General features: G+C 59.7%; 31 protein-coding genes. 21 read left to right on the top strand and 10 right to left on the bottom strand.

The window, feature by feature from the left end; translation table 11 throughout:
* Positions 1 to 166 precede the first annotated feature (166 nt).
* Genes JOE39_RS24500 through JOE39_RS24490 form a run of 3 tightly spaced genes read right to left on the bottom strand, consistent with a single transcriptional unit; the run spans position 167 to position 1,268 of the window.
* A complete protein-coding gene (locus JOE39_RS24500; RefSeq protein WP_003365552.1) occupies positions 167 to 796 on the bottom strand; it encodes an SOS response-associated peptidase in 630 nt (209 codons plus the stop codon).
* Between the two features lie 29 nt (positions 797 to 825).
* Positions 826 to 1,086, bottom strand: coding sequence for a DUF2007 domain-containing protein (locus JOE39_RS24495; RefSeq protein ID WP_003318203.1), 261 nt, complete (start codon positions 1,084 to 1,086; stop codon positions 826 to 828).
* Positions 1,086 to 1,268, bottom strand: coding sequence for a CPXCG motif-containing cysteine-rich protein (locus JOE39_RS24490; RefSeq protein WP_003318204.1), 183 nt, complete (start codon positions 1,266 to 1,268; stop codon positions 1,086 to 1,088). The genes JOE39_RS24495 and JOE39_RS24490 overlap by 1 nt, the downstream gene beginning before the upstream one ends.
* Positions 1,269 to 1,374: 106 nt before the next feature.
* Here JOE39_RS24490 and JOE39_RS24485 point away from each other — a divergent pair, with 106 nt between their 5' ends.
* The 3 genes from JOE39_RS24485 (at position 1,375) to JOE39_RS24480 (ending at position 3,043) form a co-directional block, all read left to right on the top strand.
* On the top strand, positions 1,375 to 2,538 hold the full coding sequence (locus tag JOE39_RS24485) for a 1-acyl-sn-glycerol-3-phosphate acyltransferase (RefSeq protein ID WP_209996823.1): 1,164 nt from the start codon (positions 1,375 to 1,377) through the stop codon (positions 2,536 to 2,538).
* Positions 2,539 to 2,555: 17 nt separating this feature from the next.
* Complete coding sequence (locus JOE39_RS26495) at positions 2,556 to 2,678, top strand: hypothetical protein (protein ID WP_275086966.1); 123 nt, start codon at positions 2,556 to 2,558, stop codon at positions 2,676 to 2,678.
* A gap of 158 nt (positions 2,679 to 2,836) precedes the next feature.
* Complete coding sequence (locus tag JOE39_RS24480) at positions 2,837 to 3,043, top strand: hypothetical protein (protein ID WP_003346138.1); 207 nt, start codon at positions 2,837 to 2,839, stop codon at positions 3,041 to 3,043.
* Positions 3,044 to 3,109: 66 nt separating this feature from the next.
* Here the strand turns inward: JOE39_RS24480 and JOE39_RS24475 are convergent, their stop codons facing one another.
* A complete protein-coding gene (locus JOE39_RS24475) occupies positions 3,110 to 3,691 on the bottom strand; it encodes a YajG family lipoprotein (protein ID WP_003346137.1) in 582 nt (193 codons plus the stop codon).
* Between the two features lie 228 nt (positions 3,692 to 3,919).
* Between JOE39_RS24475 and JOE39_RS24470 the strand changes: the two genes are divergently transcribed.
* Both JOE39_RS24470 and mqo read left to right on the top strand, forming a co-directional pair.
* A complete protein-coding gene (locus JOE39_RS24470; protein WP_003318207.1) occupies positions 3,920 to 4,153 on the top strand; it encodes a hypothetical protein in 234 nt (77 codons plus the stop codon).
* A gap of 721 nt (positions 4,154 to 4,874) precedes the next feature.
* On the top strand, positions 4,875 to 6,383 hold the full coding sequence (gene mqo / locus JOE39_RS24465; RefSeq protein WP_003346135.1) for a malate dehydrogenase (quinone): 1,509 nt from the start codon (positions 4,875 to 4,877) through the stop codon (positions 6,381 to 6,383).
* Between the two features lie 85 nt (positions 6,384 to 6,468).
* On the opposite strand, the gene JOE39_RS24460 is transcribed toward mqo, so the two are convergent.
* Complete coding sequence (locus JOE39_RS24460) at positions 6,469 to 7,365, bottom strand: homocysteine S-methyltransferase family protein (protein WP_183133091.1); 897 nt, start codon at positions 7,363 to 7,365, stop codon at positions 6,469 to 6,471.
* A 110-nt stretch (positions 7,366 to 7,475) separates the two neighbouring features.
* Here JOE39_RS24460 and JOE39_RS24455 point away from each other — a divergent pair, with 110 nt between their 5' ends.
* On the top strand, positions 7,476 to 8,297 hold the full coding sequence (locus tag JOE39_RS24455) for an ABC transporter substrate-binding protein (protein WP_003318210.1): 822 nt from the start codon (positions 7,476 to 7,478) through the stop codon (positions 8,295 to 8,297).
* Positions 8,294 to 9,127 (top strand): amino acid ABC transporter permease, encoded by an 834-nt coding sequence (locus JOE39_RS24450; protein ID WP_003318211.1) that lies wholly within the window; start codon positions 8,294 to 8,296, stop codon positions 9,125 to 9,127. The genes JOE39_RS24455 and JOE39_RS24450 overlap by 4 nt, the downstream gene beginning before the upstream one ends.
* 299 nt (positions 9,128 to 9,426) lie before the next feature.
* Here the strand turns inward: JOE39_RS24450 and JOE39_RS24445 are convergent, their stop codons facing one another.
* From JOE39_RS24445 to JOE39_RS24435, 3 genes are all read right to left on the bottom strand, one after another.
* A complete protein-coding gene (locus JOE39_RS24445) occupies positions 9,427 to 9,714 on the bottom strand; it encodes a PA4642 family protein (RefSeq protein ID WP_003365576.1) in 288 nt (95 codons plus the stop codon).
* Positions 9,715 to 9,780: 66 nt separating this feature from the next.
* Positions 9,781 to 10,284, bottom strand: coding sequence for a hypothetical protein (locus tag JOE39_RS24440; protein WP_003318213.1), 504 nt, complete (start codon positions 10,282 to 10,284; stop codon positions 9,781 to 9,783).
* A 66-nt stretch (positions 10,285 to 10,350) separates the two neighbouring features.
* Positions 10,351 to 10,908, bottom strand: coding sequence for a hypoxanthine-guanine phosphoribosyltransferase (locus tag JOE39_RS24435; RefSeq protein ID WP_096113260.1), 558 nt, complete (start codon positions 10,906 to 10,908; stop codon positions 10,351 to 10,353).
* Positions 10,909 to 11,115: 207 nt separating this feature from the next.
* Between JOE39_RS24435 and upp the strand changes: the two genes are divergently transcribed.
* Together upp and JOE39_RS24425 are read left to right on the top strand one after the other, a co-directional pair.
* The gene (gene upp, locus JOE39_RS24430; RefSeq protein WP_003408662.1) at positions 11,116 to 11,754 is read left to right on the top strand and encodes a uracil phosphoribosyltransferase; all 639 of its coding nucleotides are present in this window, start codon (positions 11,116 to 11,118) and stop codon (positions 11,752 to 11,754) included.
* Between the two features lie 4 nt (positions 11,755 to 11,758).
* Positions 11,759 to 13,036, top strand: coding sequence for a uracil-xanthine permease family protein (locus JOE39_RS24425; RefSeq protein WP_011266747.1), 1,278 nt, complete (start codon positions 11,759 to 11,761; stop codon positions 13,034 to 13,036).
* A 331-nt stretch (positions 13,037 to 13,367) separates the two neighbouring features.
* On the opposite strand, the gene hemH is transcribed toward JOE39_RS24425, so the two are convergent.
* Together hemH and JOE39_RS24415 are read right to left on the bottom strand one after the other, a co-directional pair.
* On the bottom strand, positions 13,368 to 14,390 hold the full coding sequence (gene hemH, locus JOE39_RS24420; RefSeq protein WP_210078166.1) for a ferrochelatase: 1,023 nt from the start codon (positions 14,388 to 14,390) through the stop codon (positions 13,368 to 13,370).
* A 27-nt stretch (positions 14,391 to 14,417) separates the two neighbouring features.
* A complete protein-coding gene (locus JOE39_RS24415) occupies positions 14,418 to 15,320 on the bottom strand; it encodes a TIGR01777 family oxidoreductase (protein ID WP_096113261.1) in 903 nt (300 codons plus the stop codon).
* 289 nt (positions 15,321 to 15,609) lie between these two features.
* On the opposite strand from JOE39_RS24415, the gene JOE39_RS24410 reads away from it, so the two are divergent.
* The 12 genes from JOE39_RS24410 (at position 15,610) to JOE39_RS24355 (ending at position 25,564) form a co-directional block, all read left to right on the top strand.
* Entirely contained in the window at positions 15,610 to 16,596 is a 987-nt protein-coding gene (locus JOE39_RS24410; protein WP_058445668.1) for an FAD-dependent oxidoreductase, read from the top strand.
* Positions 16,593 to 16,808 (top strand): TIGR02450 family Trp-rich protein, encoded by a 216-nt coding sequence (locus JOE39_RS24405; protein ID WP_003318221.1) that lies wholly within the window; start codon positions 16,593 to 16,595, stop codon positions 16,806 to 16,808. Before JOE39_RS24410 ends, JOE39_RS24405 begins: the two co-directional genes overlap by 4 nt.
* 117 nt (positions 16,809 to 16,925) lie before the next feature.
* Positions 16,926 to 17,888 (top strand): DUF523 and DUF1722 domain-containing protein, encoded by a 963-nt coding sequence (locus JOE39_RS24400; RefSeq protein WP_010424802.1) that lies wholly within the window; start codon positions 16,926 to 16,928, stop codon positions 17,886 to 17,888.
* Positions 17,889 to 17,891: 3 nt separating this feature from the next.
* Positions 17,892 to 18,794 (top strand): MerR family transcriptional regulator, encoded by a 903-nt coding sequence (locus tag JOE39_RS24395; RefSeq protein ID WP_003421700.1) that lies wholly within the window; start codon positions 17,892 to 17,894, stop codon positions 18,792 to 18,794.
* Positions 18,795 to 18,803: 9 nt separating this feature from the next.
* Positions 18,804 to 20,252: a deoxyribodipyrimidine photo-lyase gene (gene phrB / locus JOE39_RS24390; protein ID WP_004402670.1), complete on the top strand. Its 1,449-nt coding sequence runs from the start codon at positions 18,804 to 18,806 to the stop codon at positions 20,250 to 20,252.
* Positions 20,245 to 20,667: a nuclear transport factor 2 family protein gene (locus JOE39_RS24385; protein WP_210078168.1), complete on the top strand. Its 423-nt coding sequence runs from the start codon at positions 20,245 to 20,247 to the stop codon at positions 20,665 to 20,667. The genes phrB and JOE39_RS24385 overlap by 8 nt, the downstream gene beginning before the upstream one ends.
* Positions 20,664 to 21,452 (top strand): SDR family NAD(P)-dependent oxidoreductase, encoded by a 789-nt coding sequence (locus JOE39_RS24380; RefSeq protein WP_003408650.1) that lies wholly within the window; start codon positions 20,664 to 20,666, stop codon positions 21,450 to 21,452. The genes JOE39_RS24385 and JOE39_RS24380 overlap by 4 nt, the downstream gene beginning before the upstream one ends.
* A complete protein-coding gene (locus tag JOE39_RS24375; RefSeq protein WP_210078169.1) occupies positions 21,449 to 22,696 on the top strand; it encodes an FAD-dependent oxidoreductase in 1,248 nt (415 codons plus the stop codon). The genes JOE39_RS24380 and JOE39_RS24375 overlap by 4 nt, the downstream gene beginning before the upstream one ends.
* Entirely contained in the window at positions 22,693 to 23,493 is an 801-nt protein-coding gene (locus JOE39_RS24370; protein WP_209995010.1) for a DUF1365 domain-containing protein, read from the top strand. The genes JOE39_RS24375 and JOE39_RS24370 overlap by 4 nt, the downstream gene beginning before the upstream one ends.
* On the top strand, positions 23,480 to 24,748 hold the full coding sequence (locus JOE39_RS24365; RefSeq protein WP_017277944.1) for a cyclopropane-fatty-acyl-phospholipid synthase family protein: 1,269 nt from the start codon (positions 23,480 to 23,482) through the stop codon (positions 24,746 to 24,748). Before JOE39_RS24370 ends, JOE39_RS24365 begins: the two co-directional genes overlap by 14 nt.
* A complete protein-coding gene (locus JOE39_RS24360) occupies positions 24,741 to 25,250 on the top strand; it encodes a DUF2878 domain-containing protein (RefSeq protein WP_210078171.1) in 510 nt (169 codons plus the stop codon). Before JOE39_RS24365 ends, JOE39_RS24360 begins: the two co-directional genes overlap by 8 nt.
* The gene (locus JOE39_RS24355; protein WP_044311962.1) at positions 25,205 to 25,564 is read left to right on the top strand and encodes a YkgJ family cysteine cluster protein; all 360 of its coding nucleotides are present in this window, start codon (positions 25,205 to 25,207) and stop codon (positions 25,562 to 25,564) included. Before JOE39_RS24360 ends, JOE39_RS24355 begins: the two co-directional genes overlap by 46 nt.

Raw genomic sequence — 25,564 nt, 5'->3', positions numbered from 1 at the left:
ATGAAACGGTCAGTCCCGGGGCAGACCTCTGCGCCAGATACCGGCAAACTGGCATCTTGGTCTTTGACAGGGGTGGATGGTTCCCGCAGGTGTGTCCAGTTTGTATCAGATGTACTTCAACGCGGATATCGGATTTGTCCGATTCGGTGTTTTTTGCCTTGCCCTACTAACTTAGCGGCGTGAGGCACTCGGGGGCATTCAGCTTCGGATCATTAACCAGATTGGCCAAAGGCCGTTCGCGCAGCGCCGTCTGCGGGGCAGCCAGCAACGCTTGCAGGGTCGGCAGCGGCGTGTCGGCGGCCAGCCAGTCTTTCTGACCCTTGGCATCCAGAATCAACGGCCGACGCTGGGTCGCAGCCGCCTGGGTGACCACCGCGACGCTCAGGTAGGTATGCCCCTGCACCGGATAGGCTTCCCAGATCGCGGCGAAAAACAGCGCGGCGCCCTCCCCCGGCGTCAGCCAGAAAGGACGCTTGCGCACCGTGCCACGCCATTCGTAAAAGCCGTTGGCGGGGAGCAGACAGCGGCGATGGGTGAAGGCATCGCGAAACATCGGCTGCTCGGCCACGGTTTCGGCGCGGGCGTGGGCAGGCGTTTTCGACAGGTCGGTGAGCCAAGCCGGGGTCAGGCCCCAGCGCGCGCGCACCAGTTCGATACCGTCCGCGTTTTCGGCGGCACGCATGATCAACACCCAGTCGGCTGGCGAAATATTCCATTGCGCCTGCTGATCGGCAGGAAAACCGGGCAAGGCGGCAAAGGCAGGGGTCCAGCGAAACAGGGCGTAGCGTCCACACATGGGGGCTAATCAGACTCGTTTGAAGGTGCTCAGCACACCAGTACATCGGGGAAGTCGTCCGGCTCATCGCCAGACAGGGGCGAAGCGCTATTGTACGCAGTGATCAACGCTCGTGCGCGCGCGACCTGCGCATCTTCGACCTTGAGTGCCAGAAGCCCCAGCCCCGGTAGCTCGCCCATCGCCCCGAGCAGATCGCGACCGGCCAGATGCGCGTTGATGCCTTCGCTGGCAAGCATTGCCAGCAGCAACTCGGCCTCCATCAGGTTCTCGGGCTCGTAGATCTTCTGCATCACTCGTTCTCGCTGCGAACGTCCAGATTCCAGTCTTCGCCGTCGGTCTGCAGGTCGAAAACGATCGGGCGGCAACAGACCGGACAGTCTTCAATGTACTGTTGATCGCCGCCGGAAAGGTCCAGTACGGCTTCGACAGGTTCGCCGCAATAAGGGCAGTCGTAACTCTGTAATTCCTGCATCACGGTCTCCGGGATCAGTTATGCGTATAATTGACCCATTCTTCAGAAGGCAGTTTTAACAAATCCGTCTTCTTTTTACCCTATTCGATTCAAACAAGAGAGCATGATGGGCGAATTTGATGCCATCCGACCTTACAACGATGCAGAAGTCCCCGCCGTCTTGGCACGTCTGCTGAGCGACAAAGCCTTTCTCGCCATTCTGACCCGATTCCGCTTTCCACGCCTGGCAGGCGCATTCGGCTGGCTGCTGCAGCCAACCCTGGCGCGCAAGCTGCGCCGCGAGTTTGCCGGTATCGACTCGGTGGCCACACTGCAGGACAAAGTCGAATATTACGTCGACCACACCATCGAACGCGCCACCGACGGGGTCACCTACACCGGCGTCGAACAGCTGAAGTCCGGTAGCGCCTACCTGTTTCTGGCCAACCATCGCGATATCGTCATGGACCCGGCGTTCGTCAACTACGCCGTGTACCACGCAGGCCTGCCCACACCACGCATCGCGATTGGCGACAACCTGCTGCAAAAGCCATTCGTCAGCGACCTGATGCGTCTGAACAAGAGCTTCATCGTGCACCGCTCGATCACCGGGCGGCGCGAAAAAATGGCGGCTTATCAATTGTTGTCGGCGTACATAAATCACTCGATCACCCAAGACTGCCAGTCGATCTGGATCGCTCAGGCCGAAGGCCGCGCCAAGGACGGTGACGACCGTACCGAGTCGGCGATCCTCAAGATGTTCCACATGAGCCGCAAGGATGAGCCGTTTGGCGACGTGATCCGTTCGCTGAACCTGATCCCGGTGTCGATCAGCTATGAGTATGATCCGTGCGACAGCGCCAAGGCCCGCGAGCTGTACATTCGTGCGACAACCGGCGCCTACACCAAGACGCCGGGCGAAGACGACGTGAGCATTGCCCTGGGGATCACCGGCTATAAAGGCCGTGTGCATGTGAACTTCGCACCGCCGATCACCGAGCATTTCGAGGACACCAAGCAACTGGCCATCGAGATGGATCGGCAGATTCTCGGCGGCTATCGGCTGTTCCCGGTGCATTACCTGGCGTACGCGCAGTGGAACGACGCCGATCCGGCGCTTGAAGTGCCGAAGGCTGAAGCGCTGTTCCCGGCCGATGAACTCGAGCGCGCCAGGGAAGAGTGGGAAACCCGCCTGGCAGGCACGCCGATCGAGCACCGCCCTTACATGATTCAGCAATACGCGACTCCAGTGCGCAACCAGTACCGCGTCAAGGCAGGGCTGGCGCTTTAAGACCTGGAACGCCTATCGTGCCCATGCTACGCGTGGGTACGCACTTCTGGACGTTCTGGGTCCAGTCTGGAGCGCGTCAACGCGCCGTGACGCAGAGCGTCACCCAAGGCATTTCCACGCTGGAGCGTGAGAAACGATAGGTATGCGGGCGAGCACGTATCATGCCCAGGCTCCGCGTGGTCATGCGCCCTCGAAACATCCTGCATGACAATTCTGTGCCGCTGTCACCCCAGCGTCATACTTCGCCTGCATTGTGTGGCTCCTCGAGAAACGGACTTCCCTCTCTTTGGAGCTTGTCATGCTGCATGCAAAAAATCAGGATCGCCTTTATCTCATTGCTCCAAGCGATGAGCAGCAAGAGTTGATCGATGGCCTGGCCTTCAATGTTCAGGACCGACACTGGCTGGTCTACTGTGCACTGGGCGGGCATGTTCATCATGATCTGCCGGATCTGGATCAGGACACGGGCTTGAGTTTCCTCGACTTTTACCAACAGGCAGCCTGATACCAAACCCGGAACAGCAAAAAGCCCGGCCCCTTCAACAGGGGCCGGGCTTTTTTTATCGCATGCTTACTGCGACAGGGTCGAACCGATGGTCGGGTCCTGGAAGACGCGGGTCAGTGCGTCGCTCAACACGTCGCTCACCAGCTTGGTGTTGGTTTCCTGATTCGGCGCCATACCGAAACGCTGGTCCAGCGATGCGGCGTAACGACCACTGTAGGTGCGGCCGTTATTGCGCACGTCAGCGCGGAACGTCGAGCTGATGGTGGCTTCAGTCACGTACAGACCTTCCTTCGGCGACTGGTACTTCAGGTCTGCCAGGGTCACGGTCAACTGCGGAGCGCTGCCGCCCTGGGTCGGTGTAAAGCCCAGCAGGCGTACGGCGGCTTCAGCCTGAGCCTGAAGCTTGGGAACGATGTCGGCACCGGTGACGCTGATTGCGCTGGTTTCCGGGTACATGCCACCGCGCGTGCCCAGCGTCGGCCCAGGACGGCCGTCGACGACACGCACCACCACAGGCTGACCACGGCCTACCGCCGCCAGCTGCGCGTTGAGCTTGGGCGTGGGGCTGAGTTGTTGCGGACTGTGGGCACAGCCCACCAGGGTCAAACTGCTTACAGCAAGCAAACCGAACAAAATGCGACGCAGCATGCTCATTTCTCCATGGGCCAGACACTGAATGTGCCGCAGTATAGCGGCCTGTAACAGCCGCTAACCAGAGGCCACTGACCGTTAAGCCTCGGACATTCGCCACGCATCGGGGTTCACGCCGCAACGCAGGGCAAGATTCATCCGGCACGGTGTAATCAGGGCGTCACATCCACACGGCAGACTCGCCTCCATCGCACAGACGCTCATTCACGTCACAGGAGCTGCGCCATGAATCTGTTCCGGTCTCTGTTCACTGCACGCCCCCAGCATCGCCACTACGCGCGTATCGATCAGGCGGGCGTCTGCCGTGCGTTCAAGCACTGCGCGCAACGTCCGACCGGTGTGGAATGGGTCGAAGTGACCGAGCAACGGCTCAGCTGGCTGAATCAGCCACTGCCCGCCAGCGCACGCATGACGCAGCGTAGCGAACGCTCAACGCGCGGCCAGTTGCTCACCGCCTGACCGGAGAGCGAATAAAAGTCATTTAAAGCGATCAATTCCTGCCATTTCATCGCTATAATCTCCCCCCGATTATAAGGACGTCTCCTGATCGGGCCTCGCAGCACTGCTAATCGCCGTATTAGCGCCTTCGTAATGCCCACAGAGAGCCGCCCACACAGGTCATTTGCGCACGAGTGTGCTCGATGAAAGGTGAAGAATGCTCGAATCGTATCGAACCTTTCTCGCCGGCCAGCGCCTCACTCTTTATGCGCCTGACCTGCCAGCGCTGTCATCGCAGCCATTTCGAGGTTTGGTTCGCGTTCCCAAAAGGACGTGAAAAACGGGTTTCACTACTTCACAAGAGTGTGGCGAGCAAATGAATAGGTACGCGTTTGTAAATGCACCATCAGCGTCTGAACCGGCTCTCTTGAACAGGACTGACCGCGACTGCGCCTCCATGACCGGAGCCTGACGCCATCGACAGGCGCCCGTTGCAAAAGGGGCTCCCTGACGATGGTCGAATGGCCTCGCAGGCTTGGAAATGCGTTCATGAAGCATTGATGAACCATGACCGGGCCTGACCGGGACCTGCGCTTTGGATGCGAAAAATTGCGAAGAATCGGTGAGGCGATCCTGGCCAGGCAAACGAGGGTAGACGCTTGATTCAGCCCACGAACACCTGGCAAACAGCCTCAGGATCGTATGCCGTCAATTTGGTGCTGCAGATTTTGGAGACGCGTTAATGGCGCATAACGAAGCAGTCGATGTAGTACTGGTCGGAGCGGGCATCATGAGTGCCACTCTGGCGGTATTGCTAAAAGAGCTCGACCCCGGCATCACGCTGGAAGTCGTTGAGCTGATGGATTCCGGTGCTGCGGAGAGTTCCAACCCGTGGAACAACGCAGGTACCGGCCACGCCGGTCTGTGCGAGCTGAACTACACGCCGCCTGCGGCTGATGGCTCCATCGACATCAAGAAAGCGGTGCACATCAACACCCAGTTCGAAGTCTCGAAACAGTTCTGGGCCTACCTGGCACGCAAGGGCACCTTTGGTTCAGCCCGATCATTCATCAACCCGGTTCCACACCTGAGCTTCGTGCAGGGCGAAAAAGGCGTCTCGTTCCTCAAGACCCGTTTTGAAGCCATGAGCAAGCATCACGCCTTCTCTTCGATGGAATACACCGAGGACAAGGCAACGCTGGCCGAGTGGATGCCATTGATGATGCCTGGCCGGCCTGCGGACGAAAAAATTGCCGCAACGCGCATGATGAACGGCACCGACGTCAACTTTGGCGCGCTGACCAATCAACTGCTCGGCCACCTGACCAGCGCTCCAGGCACGCAGATCAAGTACCGCAGCCGGGTGACCAACCTGACCCGCAACGGTGCTGGCTGGACCGTCAGCGTCAAGGACGTGAATGGCGGCGGCACGCGTGAGATAGATGCCAAGTTCGTGTTCCTCGGTGCCGGTGGCGCAGCGTTGCCGCTGTTGCAGTTGTCGGGCATTGAAGAAAGTAAGGGCTTTGGCGGCTTCCCGGTCAGCGGCCAGTGGCTGCGTTGCGACAACCCGGAAGTGGTCAAACACCACCAGGCCAAGGTCTACAGCCAGGCAGCCGTGGGCTCGCCGCCAATGTCCGTCCCGCATCTGGATACCCGCGTGGTCGATGGCAAGAAGTCCCTGCTGTTCGGACCTTATGCCGGTTTCACCACCAAGTTCCTGAAACACGGCTCGTACCTCGACCTGCCGCTGTCGGTCCGCGTAGCCAACATCAAACCGATGCTGGCGGTGGCGCGCGACAACATGGACCTGACCAAGTACCTGGTCAGCGAAGTGATGCAATCGATGGAGCAACGCCTGGAATCGCTGCGCCGCTTCTATCCGGAAGCGAAAGCCGAAGACTGGCGCCTCGAAATCGCCGGCCAGCGCGTGCAGATCATCAAGAAGGACGCGAAAAAAGGCGGCGTGCTGCAATTCGGCACCGAACTGGTGTCTGCACAGGATGGCTCGCTGGCCGCACTGCTCGGCGCTTCGCCCGGCGCTTCGGTGACTGTGTCGATCATGCTTGAACTGCTCGAGCGCTGCTTCCCGGAGAAAACCCGCACGGAATGGGCGACCAAGCTCGAAGAGATTTTCCCGGCCCGGGAGAAGATCCTCGAAACCGATGCGCCGCTCTATGAGCGCATCAGCGCGCAGAACGACGAGGCGCTGGAACTGGTCGAGAAAAGCAGCCAGGAACACAGCTTCGCCTGACCAAACTGCTGGTGTGCTGTAACAAAAAGCCCCGTGAGCCTTTAATAGCCACGGGGCTTTTTATTGCGTTTATTTCAGGCGCCGGTCAGAGGCTTCTGGACAGTACGGCAATGTGCTCCGGGCCAATCCCGCAGCAGCCGCCAATGTGCGTGGCGCCGCGCTTGACCCAGTCTGCCGCCCACTGCTGATAGCCCTGCGGGTCAAGGTCTTCGCGCAGCTCGTCCAGGCCGTCGTTGGCGGTGGCGTCCTTGGGTTGCGGCGGGAAGGCGTTGGCGTACGCGCCGATGGCAATGTCGACGTTCAGCGACGTGAACACCTCACGGGCCACATCGATTGCGCCACCGATCACCTCTGGCTGACTGCAGTTAAACAGCAGCGTGGCGACGCCCATTGCTGCGGCAGCCCTGGCTGCATCGGCGACCGGCTCGCCTGAGCGCAGACGCGGGACCTCGTCAGTGTCTTCATCCTGCAGGGTGAACGACAGCCAGAACGGTTTACCGTCATTGGGCAGCCCGGCGCGGATGGTCTGCGCTTCGAGAATGCAGCTCTGGGTTTCGGCCAGCCACAGGTCGACATACGGCGACAGCCCGGCAACCAGTGGTTTCAGAACGTCGGCAGCCAGTTGCGGCTGATACAGGTCAGGGCGATAGGAACCGAACAGCGGCGGAATGGAGCCGGCCACCCGGGCGCGTCCGCCAGACGCATCGGCCGACTCGCGCGCCAGTTGCCCGGCCAGTGCTGCCAATGCCTGACCTTCGCGGGCAAAACGCTCTTCGCCAATATGAAACGGCACGACGGCGTAGCTGTTACTGGTAATGACCTGAGCACCACTTTCGATATAAGCGGCGTGTACCGCACTCACCGCTTCCGGTGCTTCACTTAATGCCAGCGCCGACCATTCAGGCTGGCGAAACGGGGCTCCGCGACGCTGCAGTTCACGGCCCATGCCGCCATCGAGAATTACAGTTGTGCCTTGCTTCATATGTGATCTGCTTATATGTATATGAAAAAAACTCATTATGAGTCAGTCTTGTATAACGTATTTAATACGGCCCTTTCATCAAACTACAAACACTTTTTCAGGGGATATCTGTGAACTATCGCGCTCTGCTGGGCATCGGCCTGGTTACTCTGGCAGCCTCCACGCAAGTTCTGGCCGGCGCCACGCTGGATCGCGTGCAGAAAAACAAAGAGCTGGTCAACGTCCTCATGGAAAGTTACCCGCCCTTCTCTTTCCTGAATGACAAGAATGAACTGGACGGCTTCGATGTCGACGTCGCCAAGGCCGTGGCGCAAAAGCTGGGCGTCAAACTGCGCCTCGAGACGCCCTCCTGGGACGTGATCGCCGCGGGCCACTGGAGTGGCCGTTATGACATCTGCGTCTGCTCGATGACGCCGAGCAAGGCGCGTTCCGAAGTGTTCAATTTCCCGGTCGAGTATTACGCCTCGCCTGCGGTGATCGTGGTCAACGCCACGGATGATCGTATCCATTCGGCCAAGGACCTGAGCGGCAAAAAGGTCGGCCTGACCAGCGCCTCCAGCTACGAAAGCTACCTGAACAAGAATCTGGTTATCGATGGCGCCGAAGACAAGCCACTGCAGTACCCGTTCGAAGACGTGCAGATCGCTCCGTACGACAACGACAATGTGGCCTTTCAAGACCTCGGGCTGGGTGCCGGCAAGCGGCTGGACGCGATCCTCACCAATCTGGTGACCGCAAAACCGCGCCTGGATCAGGACAAGCGCTTCAAACTGGCAGGCGAGCCGCTGTATGAAGAACCCAACTCCGTAGCCATCGAAAAAGACGATCCGGAATGGGACGCCAAGGTTCGCCAAGTCTTTGCCGAACTCAAGAGCGACGGCACCCTGAGCAAGCTGTCGCAAAAGTGGATCGGTGCTGACATCAGCAAATGACTTCCTTTCAGCCCCAGCGCCCACCCGAGCAGGCCGAACAGAGCCTGCTCAAGCGAGTTTTCGGCTTCCGCACACGGCTTTACCTGACCTGGCTGGTCATGTTCGTCCTGTTCGCCGGCTTCTTCCTGAGCTTCGACCTGAAGCTGTCGATCATCCTCGACAAGCTGCCGAACCTGATCGGGCTGCATCTGGCCCCCAACGGCTTTCTGCAGGGCGCGGCGCTGACATTATTCGTGTCGGTGTGCTCGATCGTGGTTTCGGTCGCACTCGGCTTTGTCACGGCACTCGCGCGGCTTTCCAGCAGCGCGGTGGCGTTCGGCATCGCCAGCTTTTACGCCTCGTTCTTTCGCGGCACGCCATTGTTGATTCAGATCCTGCTGATCTATCTCGGTCTGCCACAACTCGGCATCGTGCCCGGAGCCATCACGGCGGGAGTGATCGCGCTGTCGCTCAACTACGGGGCGTACCTGAGCGAGATTTTCCGTGCAGGCATCATCGGCGTCTCTGCAGGACAACGTGAAGCCGCACTGGCCCTGGCATTGCGCCCGGCGCAGATCTTCTGGCGCGTCACCCTGCCCCAGGCCATGCGCACGATCATTCCGCCGACCACCAACCAGTTCATCTCCATGCTCAAGGATTCTTCACTGATTTCAGTGATGGGCGTCTGGGAAGTGATGTTTCTGGCCCAGTCTTACGGCCGCTCCAGCTATCGATACATTGAAATGCTGACCACCGCAGCGGTGCTGTACTGGATCATGTCGATCGGGCTGGAGTTGTTGCAGTCACGACTGGAGCGGCATTACGGCAAGGCGTATCAGGCGCGCAAATAACTGCAGCGTTCGTCCTCACGCTTTGCGCTCAGTGTTATACGCAAGTCTGTTTTTGATTCTGGCCGAAGGCCGTGGGAGCGAACTTGTTCGCGAAGGGGGTCGTATAATCGCCGAAAATGCATCGACTAAAACACCGTCTTCGCGAACAAGTTCGCTCCCACGCCCTCTGGGCAGAAGCTCGGAAGCCCGTTATTCCGGGCGCTCTAGGACGTGTGTATAACGACTGAGAGCTCCGCGTGGGAATGCAGTTCCGGACGCTCTGCGTCCAGCTCTGGCAATGCGGAGCCTTGGCACGACAGTCAACCGCGGGCTTTCTCGATCAGTTCGATGTACTCATCAGCATTGCGCTGATCCTTGATCAGGGCGATGAAGTCGTTGCCATGCTCGTCCTTGCCATCAAAGTCATGGCCCGCTTCCTTGAAGAACACCAGAAAGCGTTCGAAATCGTTGATGCGCAGCCCACGGTAGGCCTTGATCAGCTTGTGCAGCGACGGCGAGGTAGCATCATACGGCTCGAAGTCGAGGAACAGTTTGATCTGCTCATCGCCGATCTCATCGCCAATCAACTGCTTCTTATCTTTACGCATTACAGGCTCCAGCAGGTCGCAGACACTTTCACGGGCGGGCAGTTTACCCTCCGGCGAGCGCCGCGCTCAACGCGCACGTGCAGAGGTGGTGTGCAGATCAGCCCAGATGTGCCCGTTGGCATAACTGAGGAACTGGCAATAGACCTTCTCGTTGCGCAGCAAGTCCACCAGCACGCGGTACTGGGACAGCGGGTAATAAAGCGTCAACGTGCTCGACGGCTCATCATAGGTCGGCTTTTTAAGGCTTTTGCTATCACCGCCGTCGAAGTGCACGAGCACCTGGGAGATGGACGCACCCTTGTTCAGCGACTTGCCCTTTAGGCGCAGCGACAAGGGCGAGGTGACCGGAATCGGCTGCTGACTCGACTGCCGCTGGTTACCGGCAACGATGGTGTATTCGGTGACCCGCATCAACTGTTGCTGTTCAGGCACACCTTCGCGCAGGCTCAGATCGTCAGGCGGCAGGTATTGATCGTGCATGGGGCTGGCCGATACCGGCGCAGCAGGTGCGGCAACTGCCAGACCAGACAACAGCACCAACGCCACAGCGCCGGGAATCAGTAGCTTCATTGACGGTTTCCATATAATTGCGAATCGACGACCGCCCCTGTTCGCAGAAGCGGTCGTCAGAATGCCTTACATCCCTTTGACCGCATAGATACCGGCAGCATTACGCCAGTAGCCTTTGTAGTCCATACCGAAACCGAAGATGTAACGGTCGATGCACGGCAGACCGACGTAGTCGGCTTTCAGGTCCGGGCGAGCCTTGCGGTCGTGGTCCTTGTCGATCAGCACGGCAGTGTGCACAGCGCGGGCACCGGCGTGTTTGCAGAAGTCGATGATGGCGCCCAGGGTGTGACCTTCATCGAGGATGTCGTCGATGATCAGCACGTCACGGTCCATGAACGAGACTTCCGGCTTGGCTTTCCAGAACAGATCGCCGCCGGTGGTTTCGTTGCGATAGCGCGTTGCGTGCAGGTAGGACGCTTCCAGCGGGAAGTTCAGATGGGTGAGCAGCTTGCCGGAGAAAATCAGGCCGCCATTCATGACACAGAACACAACCGGATTGCGCTCGGCCAGTTCGACATTGATCTGCGCGCCGACGCGGGCAATGGCCGCATCCACTTCGGCCTCGGTGTACAGGCAGTCAGCTTCGCGCATGACTTGACGGATATGCTCGAGATCAGCGGACATGACGCTCTCCAGGTAAGGCAGTTTGAGAAAAGCGGGCAAAGGTACGCATCCGTTCAAGCCAGAGCAAGCGATTCTGGACTAACGTTGCGAGTGTCTTGCAAAAGCCGCGAACGTCGAAGCTTCGTAACGATACTGCATGTGCTTTAAGACAGTAACAGCCGAATAGATTAATCTAGACCGATTTTTGCCCCGCTGGAGCCTTTCCCCATGCCCATTCGTGAGATCCGTCACCCACTGATCCGCCACAAGCTCGGCCTTATGCGCCGCGCCGACATCAGCACCAAGAACTTCCGTGAGCTGGCTCAGGAAGTCGGCGCGCTGCTGACCTATGAAGCCACGGCCGACCTGACCCTGGAAAGTTACGACATTCAAGGCTGGGCCGGTACGGTGTCAGTCGAGAAGATCGCGGGCAAGAAAATCACCGTCGTGCCGATTCTGCGCGCCGGTATCGGCATGCTGGACGGCGTGCTCAGCCTGATCCCGGGCGCCAAGGTCAGCGCGGTCGGCGTGGCCCGCAACGAAGAAACCCTGCAGGCGCACACCTACCTGGAAAAACTGGTTCCGGAAATCGACGAGCGTCTGGCGATGATCATCGACCCGATGCTGGCCACCGGCAGCTCGATGGTCGCCACCATCGATCTGCTGAAGAAGGCTGGCTGCAAGGAAATCCGCGCCATGGTTCTGGTCGCTGCGCCCGAAGGCATCGCTGCCGTAGAGAAAGCGCACCCGGACGTGATGATCTACACCGCTTCCGTCGACGAGCGTCTGAACGAACACGGCTACATCATTCCGGGCCTGGGCGATGCCGGTGACAAGATTTTCGGCACCAAGCAGAAGGACGCGTAACCCGATGACGCAGCAGGAGTTCAACGATCCACTGTGGCGCACGATTTTATCCGGCGCGCAAATGCTCTTCGTGGCCTTTGGCGCGCTGGTCCTGATGCCGCTGATCACCGGGCTCGATCCGAACGTGGCACTGTTCACCGCAGGTCTGGGCACGCTGCTGTTCCAGATCGTCACCGGGCGCCAGGTGCCGGTCTTTCTGGCCTCGAGCTTTGCCTTCATCACCCCGATCATCCTCGCCAAGGGCCAGTTCGGTCTGGCCGCGACCATGGGCGGCGTCATGGCGGCAGGCTTCGTGTATACCTTTCTCGGTCTGGCCGTGAAGATCAAGGGCACCGGTTTCATCGACCGCCTGCTGCCTCCCGTGGTGATCGGGCCGGTCATCATCTCGATCGGTCTGGCCATGGCTCCGATTGCAGCCAACATGGCGATGGGCAAGTCCGGCGATGGCGTGCAGTTGATTCCTTATCAGACCGCCATGCTGATTTCGATGCCGGCCTTGCTGACCACGCTGATCGTGGCGGTGTTCGGCAAAGGCATTTTCCGTCTGGTGCCGATCATCTCCGGCGTGCTGGTGGGCTTCGCGCTGTCGTTCTACTTTGGTGTGGTCGATACCAAAAAAATCGCTGACGCCGCCTGGCTGGCCTTGCCGCACTTCACCGCTCCGGAATTCAACTGGCAGGCGATTCTGTTCATTGTCCCGGTCGCTCTGGCCCCGGCCATCGAGCACATCGGCGGGGTGATTGCAGTCGGCAGCGTGACCGGACGCGATTACCTGAAAAAGCCGGGCCTGCATCGCACGCTGTTCGGCGACGGCATCGCCACCACTGCTGCCGGTCTGTTCGGCGGCCCACCCAATACCACCTACGCCGAAGTGACGGGCGCGGTGATGCTGACCAAGAACTACAACCCGCAGATCATGATCTGGGCATCGTTCTTTGCCATCACGCTAGCGTTCATTGGCAAGTTCGGGGCGCTGCTGCAGAGCATTCCGGTGCCGGTAATGGGCGGCATTCTGTGCCTGCTGTTCGGTTCGATTGCAGCGGTGGGCATGAACACCCTGATCCGCCACAAGATCGACCTGGCCGAAGCGCGCAACCTGGTGATTGTCTCGGTCACCCTGGTATTCGGGATTGGCGGCGTATTGATCGGCACCGGCAATGGCCCGAACGATTTCGGCCTGAAAGGCATTGCCCTGTGCGCCGTGACTGCCATCGCCCTGAACCTGATCCTGCCGGGCAATGACAGCTGGAAGAACAAGCAACTGGATGATCAGTTGCCGTAAGACTTGAGCGTGGGGAACGGAGACGTCTGCAGGACCAATATCGTGCCCATGCTCCGTGCTCATCGTTATACGCAGCCCTGAAAAGCCTGGAAAATGGCGGCGTTCAGGCCTCTGCCCGCACGGCGTAGGAGCGGACCGGGCGACGCTTCGCTTGTTCGCGAAGACGATGTTTTAGGCGCTGCATTTTTGGCGACTATACCGGCCATTTCGCGAACAAGTTCGCTCCTACGGCCTTCGGCCAGAATCAAAAGCGAACTTATATATAACGATGAGTGCTCCGCGTGGGCATGCACTTCCGGACGCTCTGCGTCCGCCTTTGGTTTTCTGCTTGTCACAACATCAACGGCGCACGCTCGCACAGCCTGTTCAGCTCTTTCGCCCAGTTGGGATCGTCGTTCAGGCAAGGGATGAGGATCAGTTCCTCTCCGCCCGCCTCCTTGAACTGCTCGGCACCGCGGTCGCCGATTTCTTCCAGCGTCTCGATGCAATCAGCCACGAATGCCGGGCACATGACCAGCAGCTTCCTGACGCCTTTCGCCGCCAGTTCGTCCAGGTGCGCTTCGGTGTAGGGTTCGATCCACTTGGCGCGCCCCAGACGTGACTGGAACGACACCGACCATTTGCCGTCAGGAATGCCCATACGCTTGGCGAATGCCGCCGCCGACTGTATGCACTGCGCGCGATAGCAGGTCGCGAGCACTTCGGCGGGTGCGGTCATGCAGCAGTCGTCCTTCAGGCAATGCTTGCCGGTCGGGTCGAGCTTGTGCAAGTGCCGCTCAGGCAGACCGTGAAAGCTCAGCAGCAAATGGTCATAAGATTGCTCCAGATGCGGCCGCACGCTTTCCACCAGCGCACTCAGGTATTCGGGCTGATCGTAGAACGGCTGCAGAACCGAGAACTGCATCCTCAACGATTTGGCGCGCACCACGCGTTTGGCTTCTTCGATGACCGTGGTCACCGTGCTGTCGGCAAACTGCGGGTACAGCGGCGCCAGGGTGACGTTCTTGAAGCCCTGCTCTGCCAGCCGCGTCAGCACCGTTTCAATGGACGGCTCGCCATAACGCATGGCCAGCTCGACCGGTCCGTGCGACCACTCCTTTTTCATCGCTTGCTGCAGGCGCTTGCTCAGCACCACCAGGGGCGAACCTTCATCCCACCAGATGGACGCATAGGCGTGTGCGGACTGCTCGGGCCGCTTGATCAGAATCAGCGAGACCAGCAGCCTGCGCACGGGCCATGGCAGGTCGATCACATAAGGATCCATCAGGAACTGGTTCAGATAGCTGCGCACGTCTGCCACTTGAGTAGAAGCAGGCGAACCCAGATTGACCAGCAACAAAGCGTGATCGGTCATGCAACATCCTATTCATTTCAACAGCGTTCAGTGGCGACCCAGCAAATCCTGCAGGGCAATGTCGAGTTCGGTGTACTTGAATGTAAAACCAGCTTCCTGCAAACGCTCCGGCCGCGCACGCTGACCACCGAGCAGCAATACCGACAGCTCACCCAGCAATACCTTCAGGGCCAGCGCAGGCATGGGCATGAATGCCGGTCTGTGCAGAATGCCGGCCAGGGACTTGGCAAACTGACGATTGCGCACCGGTGAAGGCGCACACACATTATAAGGACCCTTTGCTTCATTCAGATTCAACAGAAAATCAATTGCGGCGATTTGATCCTGGATGTGAACCCACGGCATCCACTGCCTGCCATTGCCGATCGGCCCGCCCATGCCGAATTTGAAAGGGGGTAACAGACGCTGCAGAAAACCGGCACGATCGGACAGCACCAGCCCCGTGCGTATCAGCACCACCCGCACACCCAGCGCCTCGGCGCTTTGCGCGGTTTCTTCCCAGGCGTTGCACAGCTGACTGGCAAAGTCTTCCTTGGCAGGCAGCGAGGTTTCGTCGATTTCGCGCTCGCCACTGTCGCCGTACCAGCCGACTGCGGAACCGGAAATCATCAGCGCAGGCTTTTGCTCGCGAGTGCCTAGCCATTTCAGCAGTTGCTCGGTCAGGCCGACGCGACTTTCCCACAGCAACAGACGGCGCTTGCGGGTCCAGGGACGATCCGCAATGGGCGCGCCTGCCAGATTGATGATTGCATCCACCGGCTGCGCACCCAGCTCATCAAGGCTGGCAATGCCACGTACCGAGGGGCCGCACAGCTCGGCGACGTCGGCGGGTTTTCGGCTCCATACCGTCAACTCATGGCCTTGAGCAGACCAGGAACGGCAGAGCGCTCGTCCTATCAAACCAGTACCACCGGTCAGCAATATGTGCATGGCAGATAACCTCGCGTGGCGTAGGTGACAATTGGGTAGTCTTATTTTTACCAATAACGCTGTCCGTGACGTTGGTCCGGAAAACGAAACTGTTAGCTGAACCATAGGCCACAGCAGAATGAAACGCAGCCTCCGAGGCCTTTGCCCGAGTCGCTGAACGGTTCGACCTTGCCGGTGGCAATGTGACTCAATCGCTAAATGCCAAAACCACTGCAAGTTATACCAAACAAGAAGATTGTACAGGTTTTAACTACGGCGTAGTCTGTACAGACAAGGTAACGAGGCCCCTATGACTGTCCCTATCGCAATCATCGGTACCGGTATCGCCGGACTCTCAGCAGCCCAGGCGCTGACATCCGCCGGGCATCAGGTGCACCTTTTCGACAAGAGCCGCGGCAGCGGCGGTCGTATGTCCAGCAAGCGCAGCGACGCAGGTTCGCTGGACATGGGCGCACAGTATTTCACCGCCCGTGACCGGCGCTTTGCCACCGCAGTCAAGCAGTGGCAAACCCAGGGCCATGTCGCCGAGTGGACCCCCTCGCTCTACAACTTTCATGACGGCAGGCTCAGCCCTTCACCGGACGAGCAAGTGCGCTGGGTCGGCACACCGGGCATGAGCGCCATTACGCGGGCAATGCGCGGCGATCTGCCGGTGTCGTTCTCTTGCCGCATCACTGACGTATTTCGCGGCGAACAACACTGGAACCTGCTGGATGCCGAAGGCGAAAGCCACGGCCCTTTCAGCCATGTGATCATCGCCACCCCGGCCCCTCAGGCCACTGCCCTGCTGGCTGCCGCGCCGAAACTGGCAAGCGTCGTGGCTGGTGTGAAGATGGACCCGACCTGGGCCGTGGCGCTAGCCTTCGAAACCCCGTTGCAGACGCCCATGCAGGGTTGTTTCGTGCGGGACAGCCCGCTGGACTGGCTGGCCCGCAACCGCAGCAAGCCTCAGCGCGACGCCACACTCGATACCTGGGTACTGCACGCCACCAGCCAGTGGAGCCAGCAGAATATCGACGCCTCCAGAGAACAGGTCACCGAACAGTTGCACGGCGCCTTCGCGGAATTGATCGACTGCACCATGCCGGCGCCGGTATTCAGCCTCGCGCATCGCTGGCTGTATGCACGACCTGCCGGCTCTCACGAATGGGGCGCCCTGTCGGACGCCGATCTGGGCATTTACGTGTGCGGCGACTGGTGCCTGTCCGGGCGCGTGGAAGGTGCCTGGCTGAGTGGCCAGGAAGCCGCGCGCCGACTGCTGGAGCATGTGCAATGAATCAGATCAACCCGCGCAAGCTGCTGCTGTCGAAATGGACAGCCGCCACCCCGCTCAATCGGGAAAAACACTTTCTGGTGACCGAACTGTTCAAGGACGAAGAAGGCACCGTTCTGGAAGTCGAGCTGCAGGCCGTGCTGACCCAGCGCAGCGAGCGACTGCCGTGGCAAGTGCTGCAACAGGCGGATACCTGGCGAATGGGCTGGAAGTAGCTGGAATCAGCCCTCACCGCCCTCTACAAAGAATTTGACTTGTACAGTTACACCCCTATGATGAAGACAAGTTGTACAGCACGAACTATCTGTACAAGTCTTCTGTAGAGGTGACTGATGGCGGCGTCCGTAATCGAAAAACCCAAACTCGGCATCAGTGCCTGCCTGATGGGTGCCGAGGTTCGCTTCAATGGCGGACACAAGGAATCTCATCTGTGTACACAGGCGCTGAGCAAGTATTTCGATTTCGTCCAGGCGTGTCCTGAAGTTGCTATCGGCATGGGCATCCCCCGCGAGCCGATCAGGCTGGTAGGCGACGCAGAAAACCCAAAGGCGCTCGGCACGGTCAATCGTGACCTGGACGTCACCGAGGCACTGGCGGATTACGGCATACAGATGGCCGCTGAGCTGGGTGATATCTGCGGCTACATCTTCATGCAGAAATCCCCGTCCTGCGGCCTGGAGCGCGTCAAGGTCTACCGCGAAAACGGTGCCCCGGTCGATGGCGGTGGTCGCGGAATCTATGCGCAGGCCTTCTGCGAACGTCATCCTGATCTGCCGGTCGAGGAAGACGGGCGGCTCAACGATGCCGTGCTGCGCGAAAACTTCGTCACCCGCGTGTTTGCCTACGCCGCCTGGAAACAGTTGCTGAAAGGAGGCGTCACCCGGCGCGCTCTGACCGAATTCCACTCGCGCTACAAATACCAACTGATGGCCAATGACCCGGTGCAATACAAGGCGCTGGGCAAGATGCTCGGCAGCATGGGCCGCACCGACCCGAATGAAATCGCACCCCTATATTTCAGCCAACTGATGGCTGCCTTGAAAAAGTGCGCCACGCGCAGTACTCACACCAACGTTCTGCAGCACCTGTGTGGTTATTTGAAACAAACCATTACCAGTGAGGACAAGCAGGAAATCCAGCAGGTCATCGCCCAGTATCATCAGGGCATCGTGCCGCTGATTGTGCCGCTGACGCTGCTCAAGCATCATTTTCGCCAACATCCGGACCCGTATGTGGCACTGCAGGTGTACATGCAGCCCCACCCGGAAAACCTCAGCCTGCGCAATGCGATTTGACTCATGAATGATACAGACACAGAGGTGCCGGGCGACTGGCTGCCGATCCGCGAGGTCGCACGGCAGACAGGCGTCAACGCCGTCACCCTGCGTGCCTGGGAGCGTCGTTACGGACTGATCGTCCCGCACCGCACCGCCAAAGGTCATCGGCTGTATTCGGACGAGCATGTGCAGCGCGTCATGAAGATTCTGACCTGGCTCAACCGTGGCGTGTCCGTCAGTCAGGTCAAGGGCTTGATCGATGACAATCGCCAGGACGCCCTGCCGCCGACCAACGACTGGGACGCCTTGCGTCAGACCTTGCTGGTCGCGATCGGCGAGCTGGCCGAACGCCGGGTCGATGATGTGTTCAATCAGGCGATGTCGCTGTACCCGCCGCGCACGCTGTGTGAACAGTTGCTGCTGCCGCTGCTGGCCGAACTGGAACAACGCTGGCAAGGCAAGTTCGGCGCACAACTGGAGCGCACGTTTTTCTACTCCTGGCTGCGCAGCAAGTTCGGCGCGCGCATCTATCACAATAACCGTCAGCTCAATGGCAGCCCGTTGCTGCTGGTCAATCAGTCCGATCTGCCGCTGGAGCCGCATCTGTGGCTCGCGGCCTGGCTGGTGAGCAGCGCTGACTGTCCGGTCGAAGTGTTCGACTGGCCGTTGCCGGTCGGCGAGCTGGCGCTGGCAGCCGAATACCTCAAGCCACGCGGCATATTGCTGTATTCCAGCAAGTCGCTGAACGTGACCCATTTGCCCAGATTGCTGGCCAATATCACCTGCCCTGTCGTGCTGGGCGGACCAACGGTGCAGATCCATAATGCCGAGTTGCTCGTACAGGCCAAGGAGATATCTGGACTGACCCTTGCCCACGACGTACTCAGCGCTCAGATCGAGCTGGGCAAGCTCGGACTTATCTAAGGACTTCTCATGCAACTGATCTGGCTGCGCAGTGACCTGCGCGCTCAAGACAACACTGCCCTGACCGCCGCCATGGAGCGCGGTCCGACGCTGGCGGTCTACCTGCTCAGTCCTGCGCAGTGGCGCAGCCATGACGATGCCGACTGTAAGGTCGACTTCTGGCTGCGCAATCTGGTCGAGCTCGAGAAGGCGCTGGGCGCGTTGAATGTTCCCTTGCTGATCCGCGAGGCGGACAGCTGGGACCAGGCGCCTGAAGTGCTGGCAAAGCTGTGCGCACAGTTCAAGGTCGAGGGCCTGCACCTCAATCAGGAATACGGCATCAACGAAACTCGCCGCGACCAGGCGGTGCAAAAGGCGATGGAAAAAGCCGGCGTGCACTTCAACAGCTACCTTGATCAGCTGTTATTCAAGCCCGGCAGCATCCTGACCAAGACCGGCAACTATTTTCAGGTATTCACCCAGTTCAAGAAGGTCTGCTATACCCGACTGCACGAGGCCATGCCGCACCCGGTGCGCACCCCGAAAGCGCAACCGGCGCAGTCGATTAAAAGCGATGCGGTTCCCGATCAGGTGAAGGGCTTTGCCACGCCCTCGAAAACCTTGCGTGACCTGTGGCCGGCCGGAGAGGCGGAAGCCAGACGGCGCATGGACGCCTTCGCCGACGAGCAGATCAGCTACTACAAGACCGAACGCGACTTTCCGGCCAAGCCCGGCACCAGCCAGCTGTCGGCCTATCTGGCGGCTGGGGTGATTTCGCCACGCCAGTGTCTGCACGCGGCCTTGGCCAGTAATCAGGGCGAGTTCGAGACTGGCGACGTGGGCACCGTGACCTGGATCAACGAGCTATTATGGCGAGAGTTCTATAAACACACGCTGGTCGGCTACCCGCGCGTCTCGCGTCATCGCGCCTTTCGCCCGGAAACCGAAGCGTTGAAATGGCGCGATGCCCCTGAAGAACTGCGCGCCTGGCAAGAGGCACGGACCGGGCTGCCGATCATTGACGCAGCGATGCGCCAGTTGCTGGAAACCGGATGGATGCACAATCGGCTAAGGATGGTCGTTGCGATGTTTCTCACCAAAAACCTGCTGATCGACTGGCGTGAGGGCGAGCGCTTTTTCATGCGCCACCTAATCGACGGCGACCTGGCGTCGAACAATGGCGGCTGGCAGTGGAGTTCATCCACCGGCACCGACTCGGCGCCCTACTTCCGTATTTTCAATCCGCTGTCGCAGTCGGAACGCTTCGACCCCGAAGGCGTGTTCATCAAGCGCTGGCTGCCGGAACTGGCGGATATGAATAAAAAGCAGATTCACGACCCGTCATTAATCGGTGACCTGTTTGGCGCTGCCGACTACCCGAAACCCATCGTCGACCTGAGCAAGAGCCGCGCCCGCGCCCTGGCAGCGTTCAAGGCGCTCCCGGCTCGACAGCCGGCCGCAGGAGTCGAACATGGCTGATTTCCTGCATCGCTTCGCCGAAGGTTTTGCCGCGCTGAACAAGGACAACCTTGACCAGGTTGCCGAGCTGTACAGCGAAGACGTGTCGTTCAGCGACCCGATGCAGGATATCCATGGCCTTGCCGCCATGCGCCGCTATTTCGGCGAGCTGTACGCCAACGTCGAGGACCTGCGTTTCGACTTCCACGCTTTCGACGAAGTGCGCCCCGGCGAGGGCTATCTGGTCTGGACCATGAGTTATTCGCATCCGCGTCTGGCCGCCGGCCGGACAATTCAGGTAGAAGGCTGTTCGCACCTCAAGTGGCGCGACAAGGTTTATCGACACCGGGACTACTTCGATGCCGGTGCATTGCTCTACGAACATCTGCCCATCATGGGTCGAGTCATCCATTGGTTGAAGAAGAGGTTGGGATGAGCACTCCTGTTGCACGACGCATCTGGTTGACCGGCGCAAGCAGCGGCATTGGCCTGGCGCTGGCCAAAGAACTGCTCAACGCCGGTCATCGGCTCGCGCTGACCGCCCGCACGCTTGAGCCATTGCAGAACCTTGCGAAGGTTTATCCCACGCAGGTGCTGCTGGTGACCGGTGACATCACCGACCCCGAGCAAGTCAAGGCGATTGCCGACGACATCGCCCAGCAATGGGGAGCCCTGGACACCGCCATCTTCAACGCCGGCACCTGCGAGTACATCGATGCCCGGCAGTTTGAAGCGGCCATGGTCGAACGCGTGGTGCGTACCAACCTGCTGGCCAGCAGTTACTGCATCGAGCACGCGTTGCCGCTGCTGCGCAAAGGTCATCAGCCGCACCTGGTCGGCGTGGCCAGTGCGGTGACCTACCTGGCCCTGCCCCGCGCCGAAGCCTACGGCGCGTCGAAAGCCGGCCTGCGTTATCTGCTCGAAGCGCTGCGTCTGGACCTGGCCAGCGAAAACATCGACGTGACAGTGGTCAGCCCTGGGTTCGTCGACACACCGCTGACGCAGAAAAACGATTTCCCCATGCCGATGCGCTGGCCTGTCGAAAAGGCAGCCAAGCACATCGCCAGCAAACTCGGGCGCAACAAACGCCCACTGGATATCGCCTTTCCAGCGCTGTTCATCTTCAGCATGAGCTTACTGGCCCTGCTTCCGGCACGCGCCCGACTCGCCCTCGGCAAACGCATGGCGCGCAGCGAATCGTCGAATAAGGACGCGCAATGAAGATCGCAGTCATTGGCAGCGGGATCGCTGGCCTGACCAGTGCCTACCTGCTCAACCGCGCGCATGAGGTGACCGTGTTCGAGTCTTCGGACTGGATCGGCGGGCACACTCACACGGTGGACGTGCAGGTCGAGGGCCGCGCCTACGCCATTGACACCGGTTTCATTGTCTTCAACGACTGGACCTACCCCAATTTCATTCGCCTGCTAGGCCAGCTGGGTGTCGGCTTCCAGCCTGCGGAAATGAGCTTTTCGGTGCATGATCCGCGCACTGGCGTGGAATATAACGGCAATAACCTCAACAGCCTGTTCGCCCAGCGCAGCAATCTGCTGTCGCCGCGGTTCTGGGGCATGCTGCGCGATATCCTGCGTTTCAATCGCCAATCGGTCGATGATCTGGAAAACCAGCGCATAGCGGCAGATACCACGCTGGGCGAGTACCTGAAGACCGGCGGTTATGGCCAGCGCTTCATCGATCATTACATCGTGCCCATGGGCGCGGCGATCTGGTCGATGTCGCTGGCCGACATGCTCGGCTTCCCGTTGCAGTTCTTCGTGCGCTTTTTCAAGAATCACGGTCTGCTCTCGGTCACCCACCGCCCGCAATGGTGCGTGATTCAGGGCGGCTCCCGCAGTTATGTGGAACCGCTGACAGCCTCGTTCCGCGAGCGCATTCGTCTGTCATGCCCGGTCACACGTGTCGAGCGTGACGGCGAAGGTGTGACGCTGCATAGCGCCATGGGCAGCGAACGTTTCGACAAGGTGGTGTTTGCCTGCCACAGCGATCAGGCCCTGGCCTTGCTGGCGCAGCCATCGAGTGCCGAGCAGTCGATTCTCGGCGCGCTTCGCTATGCCGAAAACGAGGTGGTGCTGCACACCGACACGCGACTGCTGCCCAAGCGCAAACTGGCTTGGGCGAGCTGGAACTATCGCCTGGGCGGCGGCGAACAGCAGTCGGCCGCCGTTACCTATGACATGAACATTCTGCAAGGGATCGAGAGCGACACGACGTTCTGCGTCAGCCTCAACCAGACTGCGGCCATCGACCCGGCCAAAATCCTCGGCCGCTACCGCTACGCCCATCCGCAATACAGCCTCGATGCGATCGCTGCACAGGCGCGCTGGGAGGAAATCAATGGTGTGGATAACACCTGGTACTGCGGCGCCTACTGGGCCAATGGCTTTCACGAAGACGGCGTGGTCAGCGGCCTGCGTGTCGCCCAGGCCTTTGGTGAAACGCTGTGAACAGCGCGCTCTACAGTGGCTGGATCAGCCACCGGCGGTTTGCACCGCGCGCCCATCAGTTCACCTATCGGATAGGCCTGCTCTATCTGGATCTGGATGAACAGGACAGCGTGCTGGGGCTTTCCCCACTGGCAGGTCGGGGGCGTTTTGCGCCGTTCTCGTTTCGTGAGCGAGACTATCTGCCAGAGCTGACCGGGCAAGGGCTGACGCTCATCGAGGCGGTCCGCGAGCGGGTCGGCAAAGCATTGGGGCGCATTCCATCGGGTCGCGTCTGCCTGCTGACCCAGGCACGCAGCTGGGGCCTGTCGTTCAACCCGGTGAGTTTTTTCTACTGCCATGAGGCCGACGGCACACTGGCCGGCATTCTGTGTGAAGTCACCAATACCCCGTGGGGCGAGCGCTACAGCTACGTGCTGCCCGCCACGGGTGAAGGCCATCAGCATTTTGCCGTGGCCAAGGCCTTTCATGTTTCACCGTTCCTGCCACGTGATCTCGAATACCGCATGAGCTTCAGCCAGCCCGCCGAACGGATCGGTGTGCACATGGCTGACTGGCAAGGCGAGTTGAAGATGTTTGACGCCACGCTCAATCTGACCCGCCAGAATCTGAACCGCAAGACGCTGCATCGCTATCTGATCGCTTATCCATGGATGACCGCGAAAACCTGTCTGGCCATTTATTGGCAGGCCATGCGCCTGTTGGTCAAACGCATACCGATCTTTTCCCATCAGGCCGCTGACGGCGAGTACCGTGCTGCCGCCGTGCAATCCAAGGACTCACTCCATGAAAAGCAGTAGCAGTAGTTTTTCTGCCAATCTGGGCACCAATGGTTTGACTGCCAACCTCCTGCGCCGAGGTGTGCTGCGGCAACTCGCAGGACTGCGCAACGGCCAGTTGGTGATTGTCGAACGGGGTGAGCGCCATGTGTTCGGCAAGAACGGCGCGCTGATTCAGGCTGAAATCCATATTCTCGATTCGGCAGCCTGGGGCATGGTCGCCAGCAACGGTTCCATCGGTGCGGGCGAGGCCTTCATTCATGGCTACTGGACGACTCCAGACCTGACGGCGGTGGTCCGGGTGTTTGTCAGCAATCTGGATGTGCTGGATGCGATGGAGGGCGGAATGGCGCGCCTGACCCGCCCGCTGATTCACGCACTGCACTGGCTCAACCGCAACACACGCGAAGGCTCGCAGAAAAACATCGCGGCCCACTACGACCTGGGCAACACGTTGTTCGAGCAGTTTCTCGACCCGACGATGATGTACTCAGCTGCGCAGTTCCTCAGCGAAGACGACACGCTGGAGCAGGCGCAATTGAACAAGCTCGAGCGCATCTGTCAGAAACTCGCCCTGAAACCTACCGATCACCTGCTGGAAATCGGCACCGGCTGGGGCAGCATGGCTATTTACGCTGCGCAGCACTACGGCTGCCAGGTGACCACCACAACCCTGTCCAAGGAACAGTTCGCCTACACCGAGCGACGGTTGATCGAACTGGGCCTGCAGGATCGGGTGACGCTGATGCTGACCGACTACCGTGACCTGACCGGTGAGTACGACAAGCTGGTGTCCATCGAGATGATTGAAGCGGTCGGCCATCGCTTTCTGCCCACGTACTTCAAGCAATGCGCGAACCTGCTGAAAAGCAACGGCATGATGCTGCTGCAGGCGATCACCATCCGCGAGCAGCGTTACGCACAGGCCAAAAGCAATGTGGACTTCATCCAGCGTTACATTTTTCCCGGTGGCGCGCTGCCCTCGGTGGCGAAGATGCTCGACATCGTCGGCAGCGATACCGACATGAACCTGCTGCACATGGAAGATTTCGGCTTGCACTACGCGCGCACCCTGCGCCTGTGGCACGACAACTTCAAAGACGCCCACGGCAAACTCGCTGAACTGGGCTACGACGAGCATTTCCTGCGTCTGTGGGAGTTTTACCTGTGTTACTGCGAAGGCGGCTTCCTGGAGCGGACCATTGGCACCGCGCAGCTGCTGCTCGCCAAACCCGAAGCGCTGCGCGAACCCTTGCTTGGCCGCTTCAATGCTTAAATCTATCGCCAATGCGCTGTTGTTTCAGATCGGCTGGTTCGCCTGCGTATTGGGCGGCAACAGTTTCTGGCTGCTGATCGCTGTCGGCGTCCTGGCAGTGCATTTTCTGTGGATCAGCTCATGGGCAGCCGAAGGCCGGCTGATTTTGACCGTGACCTTGATCGGTATCGTGCTGGACAGTGCCTTGATGACACTCGGCGTTTTTGATTTCGGCACGGGCGGCTATCTCTTGCCGCTGTGGCTGGCGCTGTTGTGGGCGGTGCTGGGCACCACGCTCAATCATTGCCTGGCCTGGACAGCGAAGTCCCTATGGCGCGCAGTCGTGCTGGGCGCTATTGGCGGTCCGATGTCGTACTATGCCGGCTCGCAATTGGCACAGGTCCACCTTCCCCTCGGAGTGTGGCCAGGCATGCTGGTGCTGGGCCTGGTCTGGGCGGGTGTATTTCCCCTGCTGCAATGGCTGGCAGCCCGCGCCGCCAGACACTCGGGAGAACCGCTCTGAACGCTACACTCATTCCGCTCGCAGAGATCCACGGCGAAGAACCGGCAGTCACTTGTTCGACCTGCGCAGCCTGCTGTTGTCAGCTGGAAGTGATGCTGATCACCGACACGGGCGTGCCTGAGCGTTACATCGATACTGATGAGTGGGGTGGCGAGGTAATGCTGCGTCTGGATGACGGCTGGTGCGCTGCACTGGATCGCAACACGATGATGTGCACGATCTACGAGAAACGCCCGTTGATCTGTCGTGAATTCGAAGCGGGTGCGGAAGATTGCCTGAACGAACGCAAAGGGATTGAGACGGCTTATCTTTGA

The organism is Pseudomonas sp. PvP100 (genome assembly GCF_017833055.1).
GTDB lineage: Bacteria > Pseudomonadota > Gammaproteobacteria > Pseudomonadales > Pseudomonadaceae > Aquipseudomonas > Aquipseudomonas syringae.
The sequence above is the reverse complement of the archived record's forward strand: the minus strand, read 5'-3'. Positions and strand labels throughout refer to the sequence as shown.